Here is an 18,105-nt window from a genome sequence, read left to right as displayed (position 1 = left end):
GGTCGCAAGATTCAGGAAAGCGGGGGTAAGACAATGAGTTTTGTAGTTGTGATTCCAGCACGGTTTGCGTCGACACGACTGCCGGGAAAACCACTGCTGGACATCGTGGGCAAACCAATGATTCAGCATGTGTACGAGCGCGCCTGCGAGAGTGCGGCCAGTGCGGTTTACATTGCCACTGACGATGAGCGTATTGCTGAGGTTGTGCGCGGTTTTGGTGGCGAGGTGGTGATGACACGCGCCGACCATCAATCCGGTACTGATCGTATACAGGAGGTTGCCTCACTGCTGGGCCTGGATGCCTCGGCGATTGTCGTCAATGTGCAGGGTGATGAACCATTGATTCCTGCAGCCACGATCAATCAGGTGGCAGAAAATCTTCAGAACAACGCTGATGCGGGCATCAGCAGTCTGTACCACGAGATAGAGGATTCGCATGAATGGCGCAATCCCAATGCCGTGAAAGTTGTCACCGATGGCGAGGGTTATGCGCTGTACTTCAGTCGCTCCCCGATTCCCTGGCAGGACGGTGAAAATATTCAGGCCAAACGTCATATCGGCGTCTACGCATACCGGGTTGCAACATTGAATCAGTTTGTTGGCTGGCCACGTGCCTGGCTGGAAATCAGCGAGCGGCTTGAACAGTTGCGTGCCATGCACCACGGAGTCCGAATTATCATGGACAAAGCCGTGCAGCATGTTCCCGCCGGTGTCGACACGCCCGAAGACCTGGAAGCGGTCCGCCGCTTCCTGTCGGATACAGAGATCTGATGAGCGCACCAGCGCACTGGCGAGCCAATGCTGATCTAGCCGGACTGACGACGCTGGCACTGCCGGCACGCGCCCGCTGGCTGGTGCGAGTTGAGCAGGAAGATGAGATGCCTGGTGTCCTGGCGCACGCCTCGCGCATGGACCTCCCAGTCATGGTTCTGGGCGGCGGCAGCAATGTGCTGTTCGCCAGAGACTACCCTGGTGTGGTCATTGTCATGGACCTGATGGGCCTGCAGTCGTGTGCCGATGGCAAAGATATGCTGGTGACCGCCGCTGCGGGGGAGAACTGGCACCAGTTTGTGGAGTACACGCTTTCCCGGGGCTGGTTCGGGCTTGAGAATCTGGCCTTGATTCCAGGTCGCGTCGGAGCTGCCCCGGTGCAGAATATCGGTGCCTACGGTGTTGAGCTGGCACAGCGTTTTCACAGCCTGCGCTACCTCGACCGCGAAGGTGGTCAGGTAGAAACGCTCACAGCAGAGCAGTGCGAGTTCGCCTATCGTGACAGCATCTTCAAAAACCGTCTACGCGACAAAGCCATTATTCTTTCCTGTACTTTCAGGCTGTCTCAGCAGTTTACCCCGGTGCTGACGTATCCTGCTTTACGCAATGCCTTGCAGGTGGCTGGCCTTGATTCGGACAACAGCAGCATTGCAGAGTCACACGAAGAAATCAGCGCACAACAGGTTTTCGATGCGGTCTGTGCAGTGCGCCGTAGCAAACTGCCGGATCCGACAGTGCTGGGTAACGCGGGCAGTTTTTTTCGCAATCCTGTTGTCAACCGGCAGCACTATCATGAGCTGAGCCAGCAGTGGCCACAGCTGCCACTGTTCGAGATCCCCGGCGATCCATTGCATGTCAAACTTCCTGCGGCCTGGTTGATTGAAAAGGCCGGCTGGAAAGGTCTGCGCCGCGGCAATATCGGCGTCCATGATCAGCAGGCGCTGGTGCTGGTGCATGATTTCCGTGCCGATGCCGGTCCTGTTCAGCCAGGTCAGGCGCTGATGGAGCTGGCCGCTCAGATTGCACAGGATGTCTGGCAACGTTTTGCCGTGCATCTTGAGCCAGAAGTTCAGATCATCAACGGAATCTCATGAGCGATATCATCAATCAAAATACCAGTGGTTTCGATGCCAAGGCCGCACTGGCGGTGATGAGCCAGCGGCCCGGCGTCTACCGCATGCTGGATGAGAAAGGTGAAGTTCTTTACGTAGGCAAAGCCCGCAATCTGAAAAAACGGGTCAGCAATTATTTCCGTGCCAGTGGTCTGGATGCCAAGACCATGGCGCTGGTCTCACACATTGCCAATATAGATGTCACGATCACCAACAGTGAAGCCGAAGCGCTGCTGCTTGAACAGAATCTGATCAAGAAGTATCGTCCGCCATACAATATCCAGCTGCGCGACGACAAGACCTATCCCTACATCATGCTGACGCACAAGGATGCCTATCCAAGACTGGCGTTCTACCGTGGCAGCCGCAAACGTGACGCTACGTTTTTCGGGCCATTTCCCAGTGCCAGTGCAGTACGCGAAAGTCTGGCGTTGCTGCAGAAAGTGTTCCGCGTGCGCCAGTGCGAGGACAGCTATTTCCGCAATCGCAGCCGGCCCTGTCTGCAGTACCAGATTGGCCGCTGTACCGCGCCCTGCGTGGGGTATATTTCACCGACGGACTACGCGCAGGATGTCCGCGATGCCACACAGTTTCTGCAGGGCAAAAGCGATTCACTGGTGCAGGAACTGGGACGGCGCATGGAGCAGAAATCTGCGGCACTGGAGTTCGAGAGTGCCGCCAGACTGCGCGACCGCATCAGTGACCTGCGTCGTATCCAGAGCGAGCAGGTTGTCTCCGGTGGCGGCAGTGATGCCGATGTCATGTCTGCCGTGCTGGAGGGCGCCTATACCTGCGTTCATGTGATCACTATTCGTGGTGGGCGCATCATCGGCAGCCGCAACTTTTTTCCCAAGGACAAGCTCGCAGAAACGGCGGCTGATCTGCTGGCATCATTTATCGCGCAGTACTACCTGCGGGATGGTGTCACCACCGGCTCGGGTCTGATCCCGGCGGAAATCATTATTGCACCTGCCATCAAGGGCAGTCAGAGCCTGCAGGAGGCGCTTGGCACCGCTGCTGGCAAACAGATCCGATTGACCGCCTCGGTACGGGGTCATCGCGCCCGCTGGCTGGCCATGGCCACCGGTAACGCCGAACAGGCCATTCAAAGCCATATCAATAACCGCCAGACCATGCTGCAGCGCTTTGAGCGACTGCAGGCCGAACTGGAGCTGGATTTTATCCCGCGGCGCATAGAATGCTTTGACATCAGCCACACCATGGGTGAAAGCACGGTCGCCTCCTGTGTGGCCTTTGACCACAACGGTCCGCTTAAATCCGACTACCGCCGCTACAATATCAAGGACATCCAGGCTGGCGATGATTACGCAGCCATGGAGCAGGCGCTGTCACGTCGGTTCCGGGTAGTGGCCGAGAGCCTGCTCGAAGATGCGCCTGAAGGGAGTGAGCAGGCCGCTGCGGGCGAGCAGGCTCCTGAAGTAGGGGATACGGACGTTAAAGGGGACGGAGTAATTTTGCGCGAGCGCAAAAAAACTCCGTCCCCTTTAACCCCAGACATTCTGCTGATTGACGGCGGCAAGGGCCAGCTTGCCCAGGCGGTGGACGTGCTCAATCGCCAGCTCTCGCCCGAGCTGCTGGGTCAGATGCTGCTGATTGGTATCGCCAAGGGCATCAGTCGGCGGGCAGGGCAGGAGACGCTGTTTCTGGCCGTCGGCGACAGCTATCAGGAGATTGCCATCCCGGCGCACTCACCCGCCCTGCATCTGCTGCAGCAGGTGCGCGATGAAGCCCATCGCTTTGCCATCACCGGTCATCGTCAGCGCCGCGCAAAAACCCGCACGCAATCACCGCTGGAGCAGATTCCGGGCCTGGGCCCGGCACGGCGTCGGGAGCTATTGAAGTATTTTGGTGGTCAACAGGAGGTAATGCGCGCGAGCGAGGCCGATCTGGCGCGAACGCCCGGCATCAGTAAAAAACTGGCCGCTGTTATTTATGAGTCACTGCATAATGAGTAGAATGCGGCGTCTCCGGGAAGAAGGTGTTACAGATGACAAGGAATAAGCCATGAATGCTGCCAATCTGGTAACCATGTCACGCGTGCTGCTGGTACCAGTGATTGTGATGGTGTACTACAGCGGACAGCCGTGGAGCCAGCTTGCCGCTGCCGTGCTTTTCACGGTTGCAAGCCTTAGCGACTGGCTGGATGGTTATCTGGCCCGACGACTGAATCAGACATCAGCCTTCGGTGCATTCCTGGATCCGGTGGCGGACAAGCTGCTGGTGGTCATGGCGCTGGTTCTGCTGACCGCCAACTTCCCCAGCCCCTGGTTTGTGCTGCCGACCGCTGTCATCATTGGCCGCGAGGTGTTCATATCGGCGCTGCGAGAGTGGATGGCGAGTCGCAATCAGCGTGATGCGGTGGCTGTAGCCTATGTTGGCAAATTGAAGACAACCGTGCAGATGATCGCCATCATCGTGCTGCTGGCCTACTCACCAGAATACCCGTATTGGCTCTTGCAAATCGGGTACGGATTGATATATCTTGCCGCCGCTCTGAGCCTGTGGTCGATGGTGATTTATGTGAAGAATGCATGGCCATCACTGAAGTAAATTAGATAAAAATTTACGGTTTCGGTGCTTGACATCGTAACGAATGGCATTAGAATAAGCGCCTCTTTCGCAGTGATGCAAAAGACGCAGTAAAACCAGTTAAAGCGGGAATAGCTCAGTTGGTAGAGCACGACCTTGCCAAGGTCGGGGTCGCGAGTTCGAGTCTCGTTTCCCGCTCCAAACTTTAGGCCACTGGCCAGTCCGGGTGTTATCTGTCTGCCAGGTAGGTCCCGAAACAATCAAGGCTGGGTGGCAGAGTGGTCATGCAGCGGACTGCAACTCCGCGTACGCCGGTTCGATTCCGACCCCAGCCTCCAACTTCCCTGATTTCGTTCAATCTCCACAAAATTCCTCGTCCAGTCAGCGCGCCCTGTTTAGTGACAGCTTTTTCGTATGCGGTTATTCTGCCGCTATGAAAACAACAACAGCTGGTCACTTCATGAAGAAATTTCCCTCGATCGCCATGCTGATGATGGCATTGGCAGGCACATCCCACGCCCAGCCCTCAGGCGACTGGCAGATGATGGTTCAGGCCCTGGAAACTAAAGTAGCGGCCGCCAGCCGTGACAATATTCGTCTTTCGATTGGAGTCGCCGGTCTGGCAGGCGTCAATAGTGGCGCCATGACTCTGGTTGGTTCCACTGAATCGTATCCTCCCGCGTCCACCATCAAGATGCTGCTGATTGCCACGCTGATGCAGCAGGTCGATTCAGGTATGCTTTCTTTGGAAGATACCACTGTCGTTGAACAGGACGATATCGTAGGTGGTTACGGCGAGATTCAAAATGAGCCGGTCCCCAACGAAGTGACGCTGGGCAGACTGGCAGAGCTGACAGTGACCGTCAGCGATAACACCGCTACCAACGTGCTGGTCGATGTGGTTGGGTATGAGGCCATGCACAGGGTGGCGGATGAACTGGATCTGGCCACCATGCAGTTTGGCCGCAAGATGTTCGAGTCGGCCGAGCCGCCTGCCAAAGAAAACTATATCAATGCCGAAGACAGCATTTTACTGCTCAAATCGATTTATGACGGCAGCTTTCTGAGTCAGTCGTCCCGACAAACCATCATCGACTGGATGTCTGCCCAGACGGTCAAAACCAAGATTGGCGCTGGCGTGCCCGACGGCGCGCCCATCGCCCATAAAACTGGTGAGAATGCTTCGGTAACCCATGATCTGGGGTATATTTTGTGGCCGGGTAATGAGATGGCTGTCGCGATTTATGCCCAGTCAATGGTCACTGATGATTTCGATACGGTGCAGGCCATCGTGAACCCGGTGGTGGCAGAGACGGCAGGTATCATTTACAGACACCTCAATCCGTCATCCTCAGAGTAGTCTTTTTCGATTAGTCATTCGTCGCTGATGCGATTGATGGATCAAAACGTCAATTTAACGCCACCATTGATTACAAAGCCGTCCAGTGGCGCATAAATGTCGCGGAACTCGGGATTCTGGATTGGGCCGCCATAAATGGATTCGAATCGTGTCTGGCGCGTGTCAGTGAAGTTTTCAAAATTCAGAAAGACCGAAGAATCCTCGTTGATGTACTTCTCCATCATCAATCCATAAATCCAATAGCTTTTACTGTCGCTGCCATCGTTCAATGTCTGTGGTCCGTAATAATAAGCTTCAAGCCCTACGCGAAGATCGCCGTGTCGCTCATAGACAAGCACGTTATTAAGACGGCTCCGAGGTACCAGCGGATAGTCGCGAGTCTCATTGACTCGATGCTCCTGTACGTCGGTGTAGGTGTAACCAAGAAACAGCTTAAGGTCGCCCCAGGTAAAACGAGCGTTAATCTCGGAACCTCTGGTGTCCAGCCGGTCATACGGTTGTGCAAACGCATAGGTATCATCAGCTTGCCGGAATAGCCGCAGAGGGTCGTCGACACGCGTGTAGAACAGCAATAGATTGACATTCAGGTCGACCCCCTGTTCCAGCTCGAATGACCGATTGATATCCATATTGACCCCGGTAGAACGCTCCGCGTCCAGTCGCGATGCCTGTAAGGGTCGCACGTTTTGATAGTGAAGGTCTTCAGCGTCGTCGCTGAACAGTGACGGCGTGCTGTACCCCAGTCCGCCACCCAGTCTGAGTGTCGTTGCGTCATCAAGCTGATACATCAGTGATACACGTGGCAGCAGAAAGTTACCGTAGTTGGAGCTGTGGTCGATCCGCAGACCGGATTCCACACTGATCGTATCCGTAAGCGAAGTAGTGCCCTGGAAGAAGCCTCCAAATGTCGAGTGACTGAAATCATGATTGAAGTCGTTTGCCGATAAGGGACGATGGTCAAAATCTTCTGTCTGGACAGTGACACCTGCTACCCAGTCAATGCCTCCGAGATAGCCAAGCACATGCGCTTCGCTGAAGCTGGAGAGTTGTACGCCAGAGAACTGCCAATCGGGTAAGGTGAGTTCGCGATCGAAGCGACTGATACTGTTGCGAACCACCAACTCACTGCCCGACGATAATTGAAGGCTGTAGTCAAACTGGGAGCTCAGTCGGTTTGTTTCGCTCTTTTCAAAAAACGCGGGTGTGCTTCGGTTGCCATTGATGAACGCCATCTCGCCGCCCAGTCGGTCCTCAACAACTGCACTCAAACCGATATTGCCTCGAGAACGTTCACCTTCAAAGAATAGTTTAGGTGCCAAAGTCCATCGCTCGAATTCGGGGATAGCGCTGAGTCCGTTATCAGCCGGGTCATAGCCTTCGCTTCGGTTAAAACTTGTAAAAACAGTGCCGCCGAGATCTCCGCGCCAGCCGGAACTGAACGCACTGGCATCCAGTCCGCGAGCAGACGTCGCATTCAGCAGCACTGAAGTTTCCGGTTCGTCAGCGGGTCTTTTGGAAATCAGGTTTACCAGTCCCGAGATCGCGCCACCACCATAAAGTGTCGAGTTGGCGCCCTTGATTACTTCCACCTGTTGCAAGTCGAGCGGTGCAATCTGCAGAAGACTCAGGCTGCCAGAGAAACCTCCGAACAAGGGCATTCCGTCCCGCAGCAGTTGCGTATATTTGCCGTCCAGTCCCTGAATGCGGATGCTGGAATTGAAGCTGGTCGGCGAGGTCTGCTGGACGTGAATGCCTGTGCTTTCGTTAAGCAACATACGAATGTCGCCCGGCTTCATGTTTGCCTTTTCGTTTATCTCCTCACCAGCCAGCACCTCGACTCGGGTAGGTTGATCAGCGAAGCTGCGACGATTCCGTGTGGAGCTGACAACAATTTCTTCGATCTCAGCGTGTTCGTCATGCTCTTCGTGCTCATCGTGATCCGCCTGTTGTGCCAGCAGTGTCGCTGGTAGCGTGAAAGAGGTGATCATTACCATGCGGGCAAGGATTGAGGGCAGAGGTTTTTTCTTGGCCAGCGTCATTGCAGTTCCAGTTGTAAAAGTGACAAACCATAAGCAAAAAACGCGGCACAGGCAATGTAAACGCAAGGGGCTGCCTGTAAAGTGCTGAATATTAGGGTCTTATCCTTCGGTGATCGGTTTGGTGCGGTGGCGTAACTCAGCAGGGCGACGAAAAGTGCAGGTTATGAATTTTGGTGAGCTTGATATACAATGCGCGCCTCGAATGGGTCGAGGCCTCTCGACGCCCCCATTCAAATTGCCTCCCATGCCCGGGTGGCGAAATTGGTAGACGCAAGGGACTTAAAATCCCTCGGTGGCAACACCGTACCGGTTCGATTCCGGTCCCGGGCACCAACTCAAGTCGCTTTTCAGCGCATTCTACGCTTTCAGTGGCACTACCGGTTCGATGAGCTCGCCCTGCGGGCTCGGGCTTCGCCCAGCCTGCGGCTGCGCAGTTGCGCAAGCGCAACAGTCCGGTCCCGGGCACCAACTCAAGTCGCTTTTCAGCGCATTCTACGCTTTCAGTGGCACTACCGGTTCGATGAGCTCGCCCTGCGGGCTCGGGCTTCGCCCAGCCTGCGGCTGCGCAGTTGCGCAAGCGCAACAGTCCGGTCCCGGGCACCAACTCTAGTCGCTTTTCAGCGCATTCTGCGCTTTCAGTGGTACTCCTATCTTAATCGTAGTTAAAACGTAGGAGGCCAATCCATGCTGATTGCACCCGTAGGGTGGTAGCGTGCCTTGCGCGACCCACTTCGTTCTCATCCAGTGCGCTAATGATGTTCTGGCACAAAGATCTGAAAAGGCCAGCGCACGATACAAATGTTATATGCCAGAGAGCACGAAATCGACAGCAGCGATAATTTCAGATCGGTAAAGTGCAAGATCGCAAAATTCACGGCCAAGCTGTTTACGATCTATGCCAGCCATATCTTGCACCATTGCTGTAAAGCGGTTGCCATTTATATCTAGCACAGGATTCAGCTTCGAAATGGTGATATTAGCGACTGACTCCGAAGGACTTAGTGGCACTACAATGGTAGTACGCAGATCATCAAGCAGGTTGCTTTGGATATCCAACAAGTAAGGGAACTGCTCGCAGCTATTGGGATTCGGGTTCTGGTACGCAACGAATTGAGCCATCAGAACTTCCTTGCAGAGTCGCTAAATGTGCCATTCTTTTCGACATGGTCGTTGTAGGCCTGGATAGCTGAAGCGTTTTCCTGGCGCCATTGAGCCCTCCGCTGTGCACGCAATTGTTCGGTAAGTGCTTGTTCAAGTGTCGCAGACAAATTGATTTTCAGGCTTCTTGCTTGGCTAAGTAAGTCACTGTTTATACTGACGTTAGTCGGTTTTTTCGGTGCTTCAGCATTGTAGAAATCGGCCATAGTGCGAGCCCTGCATAACAAATGCGCATAGTTTATGCGCATAATAATTGCCGTGCAAGGCATATAACAATTCGATTAACTACACGCCCAATCTACTGCCAGCTTTTCACCAGTTCATCATAGTCCACTGTCAGAGGTGTGGGTTTTTCATTGGCCAACGGCGGCTTGGGCGCCCCTGGCTGGGCGAACCAGTATTCACGACTTTGCGGTTCGTTCAGACGTGGTCCGCATTCCCCCAGCACATTGGCCCGCTCCAGGCGCTGCATCAGACGATCCTGGGCTGTGGCCAGGGCAGTCATTGCCTCCTGGGGAGACTTGGCGCCCGATGCGGCATCGCCAATGTTCTGCCACCACAATTGAGCAAGGCGTGGATAGTCAGGCACATTGGTTCCGGTGGGCGTCCATTGCAATCGTGCAGGTGAGCGATAGAATTCAACCAGTCCACCCAGTTCTGCAGATCGCTCGGTAAAACTTTCGTGGCGAATATCCGAGTCCCGGATGATGGTCAGGCCCACGTGGCTTTTCTTCAGTGATACGGTCTTTGAGGTCACAAACTGGGCATAAAGCCACGCCGCACTGGCCCTGTCTACCGGTGTTGATTTCATTAGTGTCCAGGATCCGGCGTCCTGGTAGCCCAACTTCTGACCCTCTTCCCAATAGGCCCCGCGCGGAGAGGGCGCCATGCGCCATTTGGGAGTTCCGTCCTCGTTCATTACCGGCAAGCCGGGACTGACCATGTCTGCGGTAAAGGTGGTGTACCAGAATATCTGCTGGGCAATATTCCCTTGGGCCGGGACCGGCCCCGCTTCGCTGAATACCATGCCGGCAGCTTCCGGTGGGGCGTACTTTTGCAGCCAGTCAACATACTTGGTCACCGAATACACGGCGGCTGGTCCATCGGTTGCACCACCACGCTCCACACTGGAGCCGACTGGGCGACAACCATCCACACGAATGCCCCACTCGTCAACGGGCAGGCCATTGGGGATGCCGACATCACCGGCCCCGGCCATCGACAGCCAGGCATCGGTAAAACGCCAGCCCAGGGAGGGGTCTTTTTTACCGTAATCCATGTGGCCGTAAACACGGCGCCCATCGATGGTCCCGATGTCATTGGTAAAAAACTCGGCGATATCCTCATACGCCGACCAGTTCACCGGTACACCCAGCTCGTAACCGTATTTTTCCTGAAACTGCGCCTTGATTTCCGGATCGGTAAACCAGTCATAACGGAACCAGTAAAGATTGGCAAACTGCTGGTCAGGTAACTGATAGACCTTGCCATCCGGCGCGGTGGTAAACGACAGCCCGATAAAATCATCCAGATCGAGCGTTGGCGAGGTGACATCACGACCTTCATTGACCATCCAGTCGGTAAGATTGCGCACCTGCTGATAACGGAAATGGGTACCAATCAGATCAGAATCATTGACGTAGGCATCGTATATGTTTTCGCCGGACTGCATCTGTGTCTGCAGCTTTTCCACTACATCACCTTCGCCAATCAGGTCATGTGTCACTTCAATTCCGGTGATTTCGGTGAATGCCCGGGCCAGCGTCTGGGCCTCGTATTCGTGTGTGGTCAGGGTCTCGGAAACAACCTTGATTTGCATTCCGCGGTAAGGCTGTGCCGCATCAATGAACCACTGAAGTTCGCTCATCTGCTCTTCACGACTGAGGGTGGAAGGCTGAAACTCGTCCAGCCAGCGCTGCGCCGCTGCGGTGTCTGCCAGCAGCGGCGATGATGAGAGCAACAACAACGGGCTGGCGGCGCCAATCAGGGCAGCGAGGGCAGTTTTTTTGTGGAACATGAGTGATCTCCGGTTATTGTTATCAGACAAACAAAAAAACGAACAGGGCAAACAGTAGACAGGCTCCCAGTGCCCACCACAGCGGTGGGCCCGCGAACATCAGCCAGGCCATATTGATAAAAGCACTGCCCAGCAGGCTTACAAAAAGACGATCCCCTCGCGTGGTTTCAAACTGCAGGATCCCCTTGCGCGGCGCGCCACCGGGACTGACTGCTTCCCAGGCGCACATCAGTACCAGCAAGCCAGCAATCACGGCAAAAAAAATTGCTGTTGGTGTGGTCCACGCCATCCATGATAGATCCATTGATTACGTCTCCTAAACGCGACCCAGTGCAAAACCCCGGGCGATATGGTTGCGCACAAAATAGATCACCAGCGCTCCGGGGATGACAGTCAACACGCCTGCTGCCGCCAGTACGCCCCAGTCCAGACCCGACGCTGATACGGTACGGGTCATGATTGCCGATATGGGCTTGGCCTCTGTCACTGTCAGAGTGCGCGCAATCAAAAGCTCCACCCAGGAAAACATGAAACAGAAAAACGCCGCTACACCAATCCCTGAGGCAATCAGAGGCATGAAAATTTTGCCAAAGAATCGCGGGAAGGAATAACCATCGATGTAGGCGGTTTCATCGATCTCCTTGGGTACACTGGACATGAAACCTTCCAGAATCCACACCGCCAGAGGCACATTGAACAGGCAATGGGCCAGCGCGACCGCGATATGGGTATCAATCAGGCCAAATGCGGAGTACAACTGGAAAAAAGGCAGCACAAACACCGCCGGTGGCGCCATGCGGTTGGTCAGCAGCCAGAAAAACAGATGTTTGTCACCCAGAAACCGGTAGCGCGAAAACGCGTAGGCCGCCGGCAGGGCCACGGCCAGAGAAATCACCGTGTTCATCACCACGTAAATCATGGAGTTGATATAGCCGCTGTACCAACTGGCATCGGTCAGAATGGTCCGGTAGTTCTGCAGGGTAAAGTCCTGCGGCCACAGCGAAAATGTCGAGAGAATCTCCTGATTGGTTTTGAAACTCATCATCAGCAGCCAGTACAGCGGCAGCATGAGAAAAAGAATATAGAATGTGGGTAACAACCAGTGTTTGCTGGTGACAGAACCTCTGACCGCTGTCATTGGTGATTCCCTCCCTGACGGCTGTCGGTGACCGAATCACTGTCCTGATGTGTCATGACCGTGTAAAACACCCAGCTTATCAGCAGGATGATCAGGAAATAGATCAGCGACATGGCGGCGGCCGGCCCAAGATCAAACTGGCCGATCGCCATCTGCACCAGATCTATGGAAAGGAAGGTGGTGGTATTGCCCGGTCCGCCGCCCGTCACAACAAAGGGTTCGGTGTATATCATGAACGAGTCCATGAAGCGCAGTAGTACAGCAATCACCAGTACACGCCGCATTTTCGGCAACTGGATGTAACGAAATACCGCCCAGCGTGAGGCACCATCAATACGCGCAGCCTGATAATAGGCATCCGGTATGGACACCAGCCCGGAGTAGCACAGCAGCACCACCAGGCTGGTCCAGTGCCAGACATCCATCAGAATCAGGGTCACCCAGGCATCAAAGGTGTCCTGGGTATAGTTATAGTCTACGCCCAGCGCAGCCAGGGAATGTCCCAGCAGGCCGATATCGACCCGGGCAAATACCTGCCAGATGGTGCCGACCACGTTCCAGGGAATCAGCAGCGGCAGGGCCATCAGTACCAGGCATACCGATACTCCCCAGCCGCGCCGGGGCATGGCCAGTGCGACTGCAATGCCCAGTGGAATTTCAATCAACAGGATGAGGCCGGAGAACAGCAGATTGCGCATCAATGAGTTGTGGAAACGCTCGGACGCCAGCACTTCCTGGAACCACTCCAGCCCTACCCAGTAGAACTCGTTATTGCCGAAGGAGTCCTGAACCGAATAGTTCACGACGGTCATCAGCGGGATGACGGCGCTGAAAGCCACCAGCAACAGTACCGGCAGGACAAAAAACCAGGCCTTGTTGTTCTGTGTTTTCATGAGGGATGCTCCCAGCCCAGCAACTGTGAGTTCTGATAAATGTTGATTCGTTTGTTATCGAACAGAACACGAGGGGCGGTGGGGATGGTCTGATGCTCCGGGACAATGATGTCCAGGGGATGACTGCCCAGCATGGCCCGAACGATCCGGTGCCGCCCCACATCTTCAACGCCTGTTATCTGTACCGGCAGACTCTGTTCACTGTCGTCAATGTAAACAAACTCCGGTCGAATTCCCAGTTCAATCACACCTGTCAGGGACGGGTACTCGCGCGCCAGGGTCACCCGGTGTGCGTCTATCAGGGCCTGTGTGCCCTGCAGCTCACAGGGCAGGATATTCATGCCCGGTGAGCCGATGAATTTGCCAACAAATGTATGTTGTGGTGAATCGAACAGCTCCTGTGGCGTACCTGTCTGAAGCACTTCACCCGCGAGCATCACAACCACCTTGTCGGCAAAGGTCAGGGCTTCGGTCTGGTCATGTGTCACATATATCATGGTGTGACCAAACTGCCGGTGGATCTGCTTGAGCTGGGTCCGTAATTGCCATTTCAGATGCGGGTCGATCACTGTCAGTGGTTCGTCAAACAGAATGGCATTGACATCGGTGCGCACCAGTCCCCGGCCCAGTGAAATTTTCTGCTTGTCATCGGCGCTCAGACCACGGGCCTTGCGATTGGCCATGGCCTCAAGGCCAAGCATGGTGATCGCCTGTTGCACCCGCTGCTGAATTTCCGTATTCGACAGCTTGTCCGGGCCACGCCTGTTGCGCAGCGGAAACGCCAGGTTTTCGGCCACTGTCATGGTGTCGTACAACACGGGAAACTGAAAAACCTGGGCAATATTGCGCTGCTCGGTGGGCAGGGTGCTGACGTCCACATCATCAAACAATAATTGACCTTCGCTGGGTTGCAGCAGTCCGGAGATGATATTCAGCAACGTTGTTTTGCCGCAGCCTGATGGCCCGAGCAGAGCATAAGCGCCGCCGTCATGCCATTCATGCGACATAGGCTTGAGTGCATGACCACTGTTGCTGTCGTAAGAATGTGCAATATTGTTGAGTGTTATTTTTGCCATGTCAGTCTGCCAGACTATCCGGCGCCAGTACCCGTTCCCCGGACGCATCAAACAGGTAGATATTTTCAGCCGAAAAATAAAGTGGGATTGTCCGTTCCACATCCAGTTGCCGGATGCCGTGACTCAGGCTCACCCAGGGTTGTTGTGCCACTTGTAGATGGACATAGGTTTCCGACCCGGTTATCTCAGTAACGCTTACCCTCCCTTCGATTGCGCTGAGGCGTGCCGCAGACTCGATCTCCAGGTGCCAGGGTCTCAGGCCCAGGGTGTAGTCACCATCGGGCAGTGAGGCCTGTCTTTCTGACAGACCAATCACAAAACGCTCCAGCATCAGTTTGGTCCCGCGCTTGGTAACGGGCGCTGTATTAAAGGGCGGATCAGAGAAAATTCTTGCTGTGACCAGGTCTGCCGGCCGCTGAAACACATCAATGGTACGTCCAAACTGAGTAACACGCCCCTGATGAAGGGTGGCGGTATTGCCGCCAAGCAACAGGGCTTCGGAAGGCTCCGTACTGGCGTACACCAGTATGGCGCCAAGCTCGCTGAATATACGTGGCAATTCCTGGCGCAGCTCTTCGCGCAGTTTGTAGTCAAGATTGGCCAGTGGCTCGTCGAGCAAAACCAGTTGTGACTCCTTGACCAGTGCGCGGGCAATGGCCGTGCGTTGTTGCTGGCCACCAGAGAGTTCCGCAGGGCGTTTGTCCAGGAATTCAGTCAATCTGAGCAGTTCAGCGGCATGACGCACTTTTTTGTCAATACTGGCTTTTGCCACTCTGGCAACGCGTAGCGGGGAAGCGATATTTTCGTAGACACTCAAGGTGGGATAATTAATAAATTGCTGATAGACCATGGCGACCTTGCGTTTCTGGACCGGAATGCCCAGCACGCTTTTACCGTCAAGCAGAATCTCTCCCGATGTGGGTTGATCCAACCCTGCCATCAGGCGCATCAGACTGGTTTTGCCCGACAGGGTAGGCCCAAGCAGTATGTTCATCGATCCGCGTTCCAGCTTCAGGCTGACATCACGGATATGATCCTCGTTGCCCAGCCGCTTGCTCACGCCTGCCAGTTCAAGCATCTCCTGTCCTTGTTGTCGTTGTTTTAGTCAGTTTTGGACGGATGTGTCACTTTGCCCCCGTATTTCTATCACATTAAACTGACGTTTTGCAGTAGCTTTGTTGGGAAAGTATGCTGGTTGTGCCTAACCAGCCTTTACAACGTGGCGACGGATCACGGCCGGCACCGGAAAAGGTGCCAAATGGCACATCAGTTCGCATTCGAACACACGCAGACTGATGGAAATATGGCCGACTGCACTCTTGACTGGCATTACTGACGTTAAACGGGAAAAGACTACCGTTTAGATGGACAGCTAGTAGTGTGGCATTTAAGCTGGACAGATCCGTTTCCCAGACGAGAGGTTAGCAATGACCACTATCCTGTATGTGCTGCGCTGCTTCGGGGCGCCCATCTCCCGTGCCCTGTTGCTGATCCCCATTGGTCTCTGGTCTTCCACTGCAATGGCTGCAGATGAACAATCTCTGTTCCTTGATGGCCTGGAAGCGCCGGTGGAGATTCTCAAGGACGCCTGGGGTGTGTCCCACATATACGCTGAGACGGAGCGGGATCTGTTTTTCGCCCAGGGCTACAACGCGGCCCGTGACCGGCTGTTTCAGCTTGAGATGTGGCGGCGCCAGGCCACCGGCACCATGGCCGAGCTGATGGGCGAACGTATGCTTGATCATGATATTGGCGCGCGGCTGATGCGCTTTCGTGGCAACCTGCAACAGGAAATGAGACATTACCACCCGCGCGGCGACCAGATCATCCCGGCCTTTGTTGCGGGCATAAATGCCTATATAGACCACGTGCTGGCCAATCCGTCGCAATTGCCTCTGGAGTTCCGGCTGATGGAGCTGGAGCCACAGCACTGGACACCAGAAATCGTCATCTCCCGTCACCAGGGTCTGGTTGGCAACATACGCGAGGAACTGAATCTGGCACGAGCTGTGGCGCGGACCGACAGCGAAACCGTGAAAGAGCTGATCTGGTTCCATCCTGGCGAGCCGGAACTGAGCTTCGATGAGTTTATTGATACCGAACTGCTGCATGATGATATTCTGCGGTTCTACAACGCAGCTCGCAGCAGTGTATCGTTTTTGCCACAGGACATTGTGGCGCAGTACCGGGCCACCGATACAGCCAGTCGTGAGCAGGTGGTCGATCGCCTCAATGATCAATTGGCGGCAGCCCAGACCGAGGTGTTGGGGCGCAATCATGACATCGGTAGCAACAACTGGGTCGTTAATGGCTCACTGAGTGAAAGTGGTTACCCGATCATGGCCAATGACCCGCACCGAGTGGCAGGCGCCCCGGCGCTGCGGTACTTTGTACACCTGCATGGACCGGGCTGGAACATTGCCGGTGGTGGCGAGCCCTCGCTGCCGGGTATCTCAATTGGTCACAATGGATTTGGCGCCTGGGGCCTGACCGTGTTCCAGGTCGATAGCGAAGATCTGTATGTCTACGAAACCCATCCCGATGATCCGAACCGTTACCGTTATCAGGGCCGCTGGGAAACCATGCGCATCGAGGAGACCGAAATTGCCGTGCGTGGTGGTGCCACGCGAACCGTGCAATTGAAATTTACCCGGCATGGCCCGGTGGTTCACGAAAGACCTGACCGTCAGGCGGCATTTGCCCTGCGCCTTGCCTGGCTGGACATCGGAGCCGCGCCCTATCTGGCGGGACTGCGCATGAGCCAGGCGCAGTCCTGGGAAGAATTCCGCGAAGCGGCAGCTTACAGCCGTATACCGGGTGAGAACTTTGTCTGGGCTGACCGTGACGGCAATATCGGTTATCAGGCTGTTGGTGTTGCACCCCTCCGAAACAACTGGGATGGCCTGTTACCGGTTCCCGGAGATGGTCGTTATGAATGGGACGGTTATCTGCCAATCATGGCACTGCCCAATGCCACCAATCCGCAACAGGGATTCTGGAACACATCCAATGAAAATCTGGTGCCGGACAACTACCCCTTCCGAAATGCGGTAGGCTGGACCTGGACCGATCCCTATCGCAGCAGTCGGGTACGTGAGGTACTGGCCTCGGGCCGCAAGTTCAACCTGCAGGATATGGCGCAACTGCAAAATGATTCACTGTCCATCCCGGCGCGCACACTGGTGCCCCTGTTGAACGGTCTTGAGCACAGTAACAGTGCTGTGGAAGGTGCTCGCCAGCAACTGATGAACTGGGATTACCACATGGCGATTGAGTCGGTGGGGGCCGGTATCTATATGGCCTGGGAGCGCGAATTGCGGGCGCGCGTTTCGGCGCTGCTCATACCCGAGGCTGTACAGGACTACATCGGTCTGTTGCAGATGAAACCGACCATCGACCGTCTGCTGTCTCCCGATGGCCGCTTTGGCACGAATCCCACCGCTGATCGCAATCGCTTGCTGCATGATGCGCTGATGGCGGCTGTGGACGATCTGAGCGAGCGCTTTGGCAACGATATGGCAGATTGGCAATACGGCCAGGAGGGATACAAACATGTGCGCCTGCGTCATCCGATGAGCGAAGCCGTCAACGATGAGCTGCGCAGCTCTCTGGAAGTGGGACCAGCGCCGCGGCACGGCTATAGCTATACCGTAAGTAACACCGCGTACGGTGACAATCAGACCAGCGGAGGCACATTTCGCATGATTGTAGATACTGAAGACTTTGATCGCACGCTGGCCTCAAACTCGCCCGGGCAATCCGGTGACCCGGACAGTATCTTCTACGACAATCTGTTTGACGAGTGGGTCGATAATCGCTACTTCCCGCTGTTCTATAGCCGTGACAAAGTGGAGTCGGTTACTGCCGAGAGACTGCGGCTGATGCCAGGCGAATGATGCCAGGCCTGGGGCAGCGCACGATCGTATATCTGCGGTGTCGCACAGCAAGCCATTGTCACGGAAATGTCGTTAAATTGTCTTAATGTCACGAG

At 55.1% G+C, this 18,105-nt stretch carries 15 protein-coding genes and 3 tRNA genes; 9 read left to right on the top strand and 9 right to left on the bottom strand.

The genetic code is table 11. The features are described 5' to 3' along the window. The first annotated feature begins 33 nt into the window (after positions 1 to 33). From kdsB to LVD14_RS12350, 7 genes are all read left to right on the top strand, one after another. A complete protein-coding gene (gene kdsB, locus LVD14_RS12380) occupies positions 34 to 771 on the top strand; it encodes a 3-deoxy-manno-octulosonate cytidylyltransferase (protein WP_237134374.1) in 738 nt (245 codons plus the stop codon). Further along, the gene (murB, locus tag LVD14_RS12375; RefSeq protein WP_237134373.1) at positions 771 to 1,865 is read left to right on the top strand and encodes a UDP-N-acetylmuramate dehydrogenase; all 1,095 of its coding nucleotides are present in this window, start codon (positions 771 to 773) and stop codon (positions 1,863 to 1,865) included. The genes kdsB and murB overlap by 1 nt, the downstream gene beginning before the upstream one ends. Next, complete coding sequence (uvrC, locus tag LVD14_RS12370; protein WP_237134372.1) at positions 1,862 to 3,859, top strand: excinuclease ABC subunit UvrC; 1,998 nt, start codon at positions 1,862 to 1,864, stop codon at positions 3,857 to 3,859. Before murB ends, uvrC begins: the two co-directional genes overlap by 4 nt. A 49-nt stretch (positions 3,860 to 3,908) precedes the next feature. Beyond that, positions 3,909 to 4,454: a CDP-diacylglycerol--glycerol-3-phosphate 3-phosphatidyltransferase gene (gene pgsA, locus LVD14_RS12365; protein ID WP_237134371.1), complete on the top strand. Its 546-nt coding sequence runs from the start codon at positions 3,909 to 3,911 to the stop codon at positions 4,452 to 4,454. A 104-nt stretch (positions 4,455 to 4,558) separates the two neighbouring features. Beyond that, positions 4,559 to 4,634: transfer RNA gene (locus LVD14_RS12360), tRNA-Gly, on the top strand. A 63-nt stretch (positions 4,635 to 4,697) separates the two neighbouring features. Beyond that, a tRNA-Cys gene (locus LVD14_RS12355) sits at positions 4,698 to 4,771 on the top strand. Positions 4,772 to 4,893: 122 nt separating this feature from the next. Then, on the top strand, positions 4,894 to 5,793 hold the full coding sequence (locus tag LVD14_RS12350; protein ID WP_237134370.1) for a serine hydrolase: 900 nt from the start codon (positions 4,894 to 4,896) through the stop codon (positions 5,791 to 5,793). Between the two features lie 41 nt (positions 5,794 to 5,834). Here LVD14_RS12350 and LVD14_RS12345 read toward each other — a convergent pair whose 3' ends face one another. Then, positions 5,835 to 7,832: a TonB-dependent receptor plug domain-containing protein gene (locus tag LVD14_RS12345; RefSeq protein WP_237134369.1), complete on the bottom strand. Its 1,998-nt coding sequence runs from the start codon at positions 7,830 to 7,832 to the stop codon at positions 5,835 to 5,837. A gap of 246 nt (positions 7,833 to 8,078) precedes the next feature. On the opposite strand from LVD14_RS12345, the gene LVD14_RS12340 reads away from it, so the two are divergent. Further along, positions 8,079 to 8,165 (top strand) — tRNA-Leu (locus tag LVD14_RS12340). 468 nt (positions 8,166 to 8,633) lie between these two features. Here LVD14_RS12340 and LVD14_RS12335 read toward each other — a convergent pair. From LVD14_RS12335 to LVD14_RS12300, 8 genes are all read right to left on the bottom strand, one after another. Next, complete coding sequence (locus tag LVD14_RS12335) at positions 8,634 to 8,951, bottom strand: CcdB family protein (RefSeq protein WP_237134368.1); 318 nt, start codon at positions 8,949 to 8,951, stop codon at positions 8,634 to 8,636. Next, complete coding sequence (locus tag LVD14_RS12330) at positions 8,951 to 9,196, bottom strand: type II toxin-antitoxin system CcdA family antitoxin (protein ID WP_237134367.1); 246 nt, start codon at positions 9,194 to 9,196, stop codon at positions 8,951 to 8,953. The genes LVD14_RS12335 and LVD14_RS12330 overlap by 1 nt, the downstream gene beginning before the upstream one ends. Positions 9,197 to 9,288: 92 nt before the next feature. After that, positions 9,289 to 11,007, bottom strand: coding sequence for an ABC transporter substrate-binding protein (locus tag LVD14_RS12325; protein WP_237134366.1), 1,719 nt, complete (start codon positions 11,005 to 11,007; stop codon positions 9,289 to 9,291). A gap of 22 nt (positions 11,008 to 11,029) precedes the next feature. Then, positions 11,030 to 11,311, bottom strand: coding sequence for a DUF2160 domain-containing protein (locus LVD14_RS12320; protein WP_237134365.1), 282 nt, complete (start codon positions 11,309 to 11,311; stop codon positions 11,030 to 11,032). 12 nt (positions 11,312 to 11,323) lie between these two features. Continuing rightward, the gene (locus LVD14_RS12315; RefSeq protein WP_237134364.1) at positions 11,324 to 12,145 is read right to left on the bottom strand and encodes a carbohydrate ABC transporter permease; all 822 of its coding nucleotides are present in this window, start codon (positions 12,143 to 12,145) and stop codon (positions 11,324 to 11,326) included. After that, the gene (locus tag LVD14_RS12310; protein ID WP_237134363.1) at positions 12,142 to 13,038 is read right to left on the bottom strand and encodes a carbohydrate ABC transporter permease; all 897 of its coding nucleotides are present in this window, start codon (positions 13,036 to 13,038) and stop codon (positions 12,142 to 12,144) included. Before LVD14_RS12310 ends, LVD14_RS12315 begins: the two co-directional genes overlap by 4 nt. Next, positions 13,035 to 14,114, bottom strand: coding sequence for an ABC transporter ATP-binding protein (locus LVD14_RS12305; RefSeq protein ID WP_237134362.1), 1,080 nt, complete (start codon positions 14,112 to 14,114; stop codon positions 13,035 to 13,037). The genes LVD14_RS12310 and LVD14_RS12305 overlap by 4 nt, the downstream gene beginning before the upstream one ends. Position 14,115: 1 nt before the next feature. Continuing rightward, complete coding sequence (locus LVD14_RS12300; RefSeq protein WP_237134361.1) at positions 14,116 to 15,192, bottom strand: ABC transporter ATP-binding protein; 1,077 nt, start codon at positions 15,190 to 15,192, stop codon at positions 14,116 to 14,118. A gap of 349 nt (positions 15,193 to 15,541) precedes the next feature. Here LVD14_RS12300 and LVD14_RS12295 point away from each other — a divergent pair, with 349 nt between their 5' ends. Further along, entirely contained in the window at positions 15,542 to 18,010 is a 2,469-nt protein-coding gene (locus tag LVD14_RS12295; RefSeq protein WP_237134360.1) for a penicillin acylase family protein, read from the top strand. The last annotated feature ends 95 nt before the right edge of the window (positions 18,011 to 18,105 follow it).

The sequence above is a fragment of the Pseudohongiella sp. O18 genome (assembly GCF_021729085.1).
Lineage (GTDB): Bacteria > Pseudomonadota > Gammaproteobacteria > Pseudomonadales > Pseudohongiellaceae > Pseudohongiella.
This window is presented reverse-complemented; position numbering and strand designations above follow the sequence as displayed.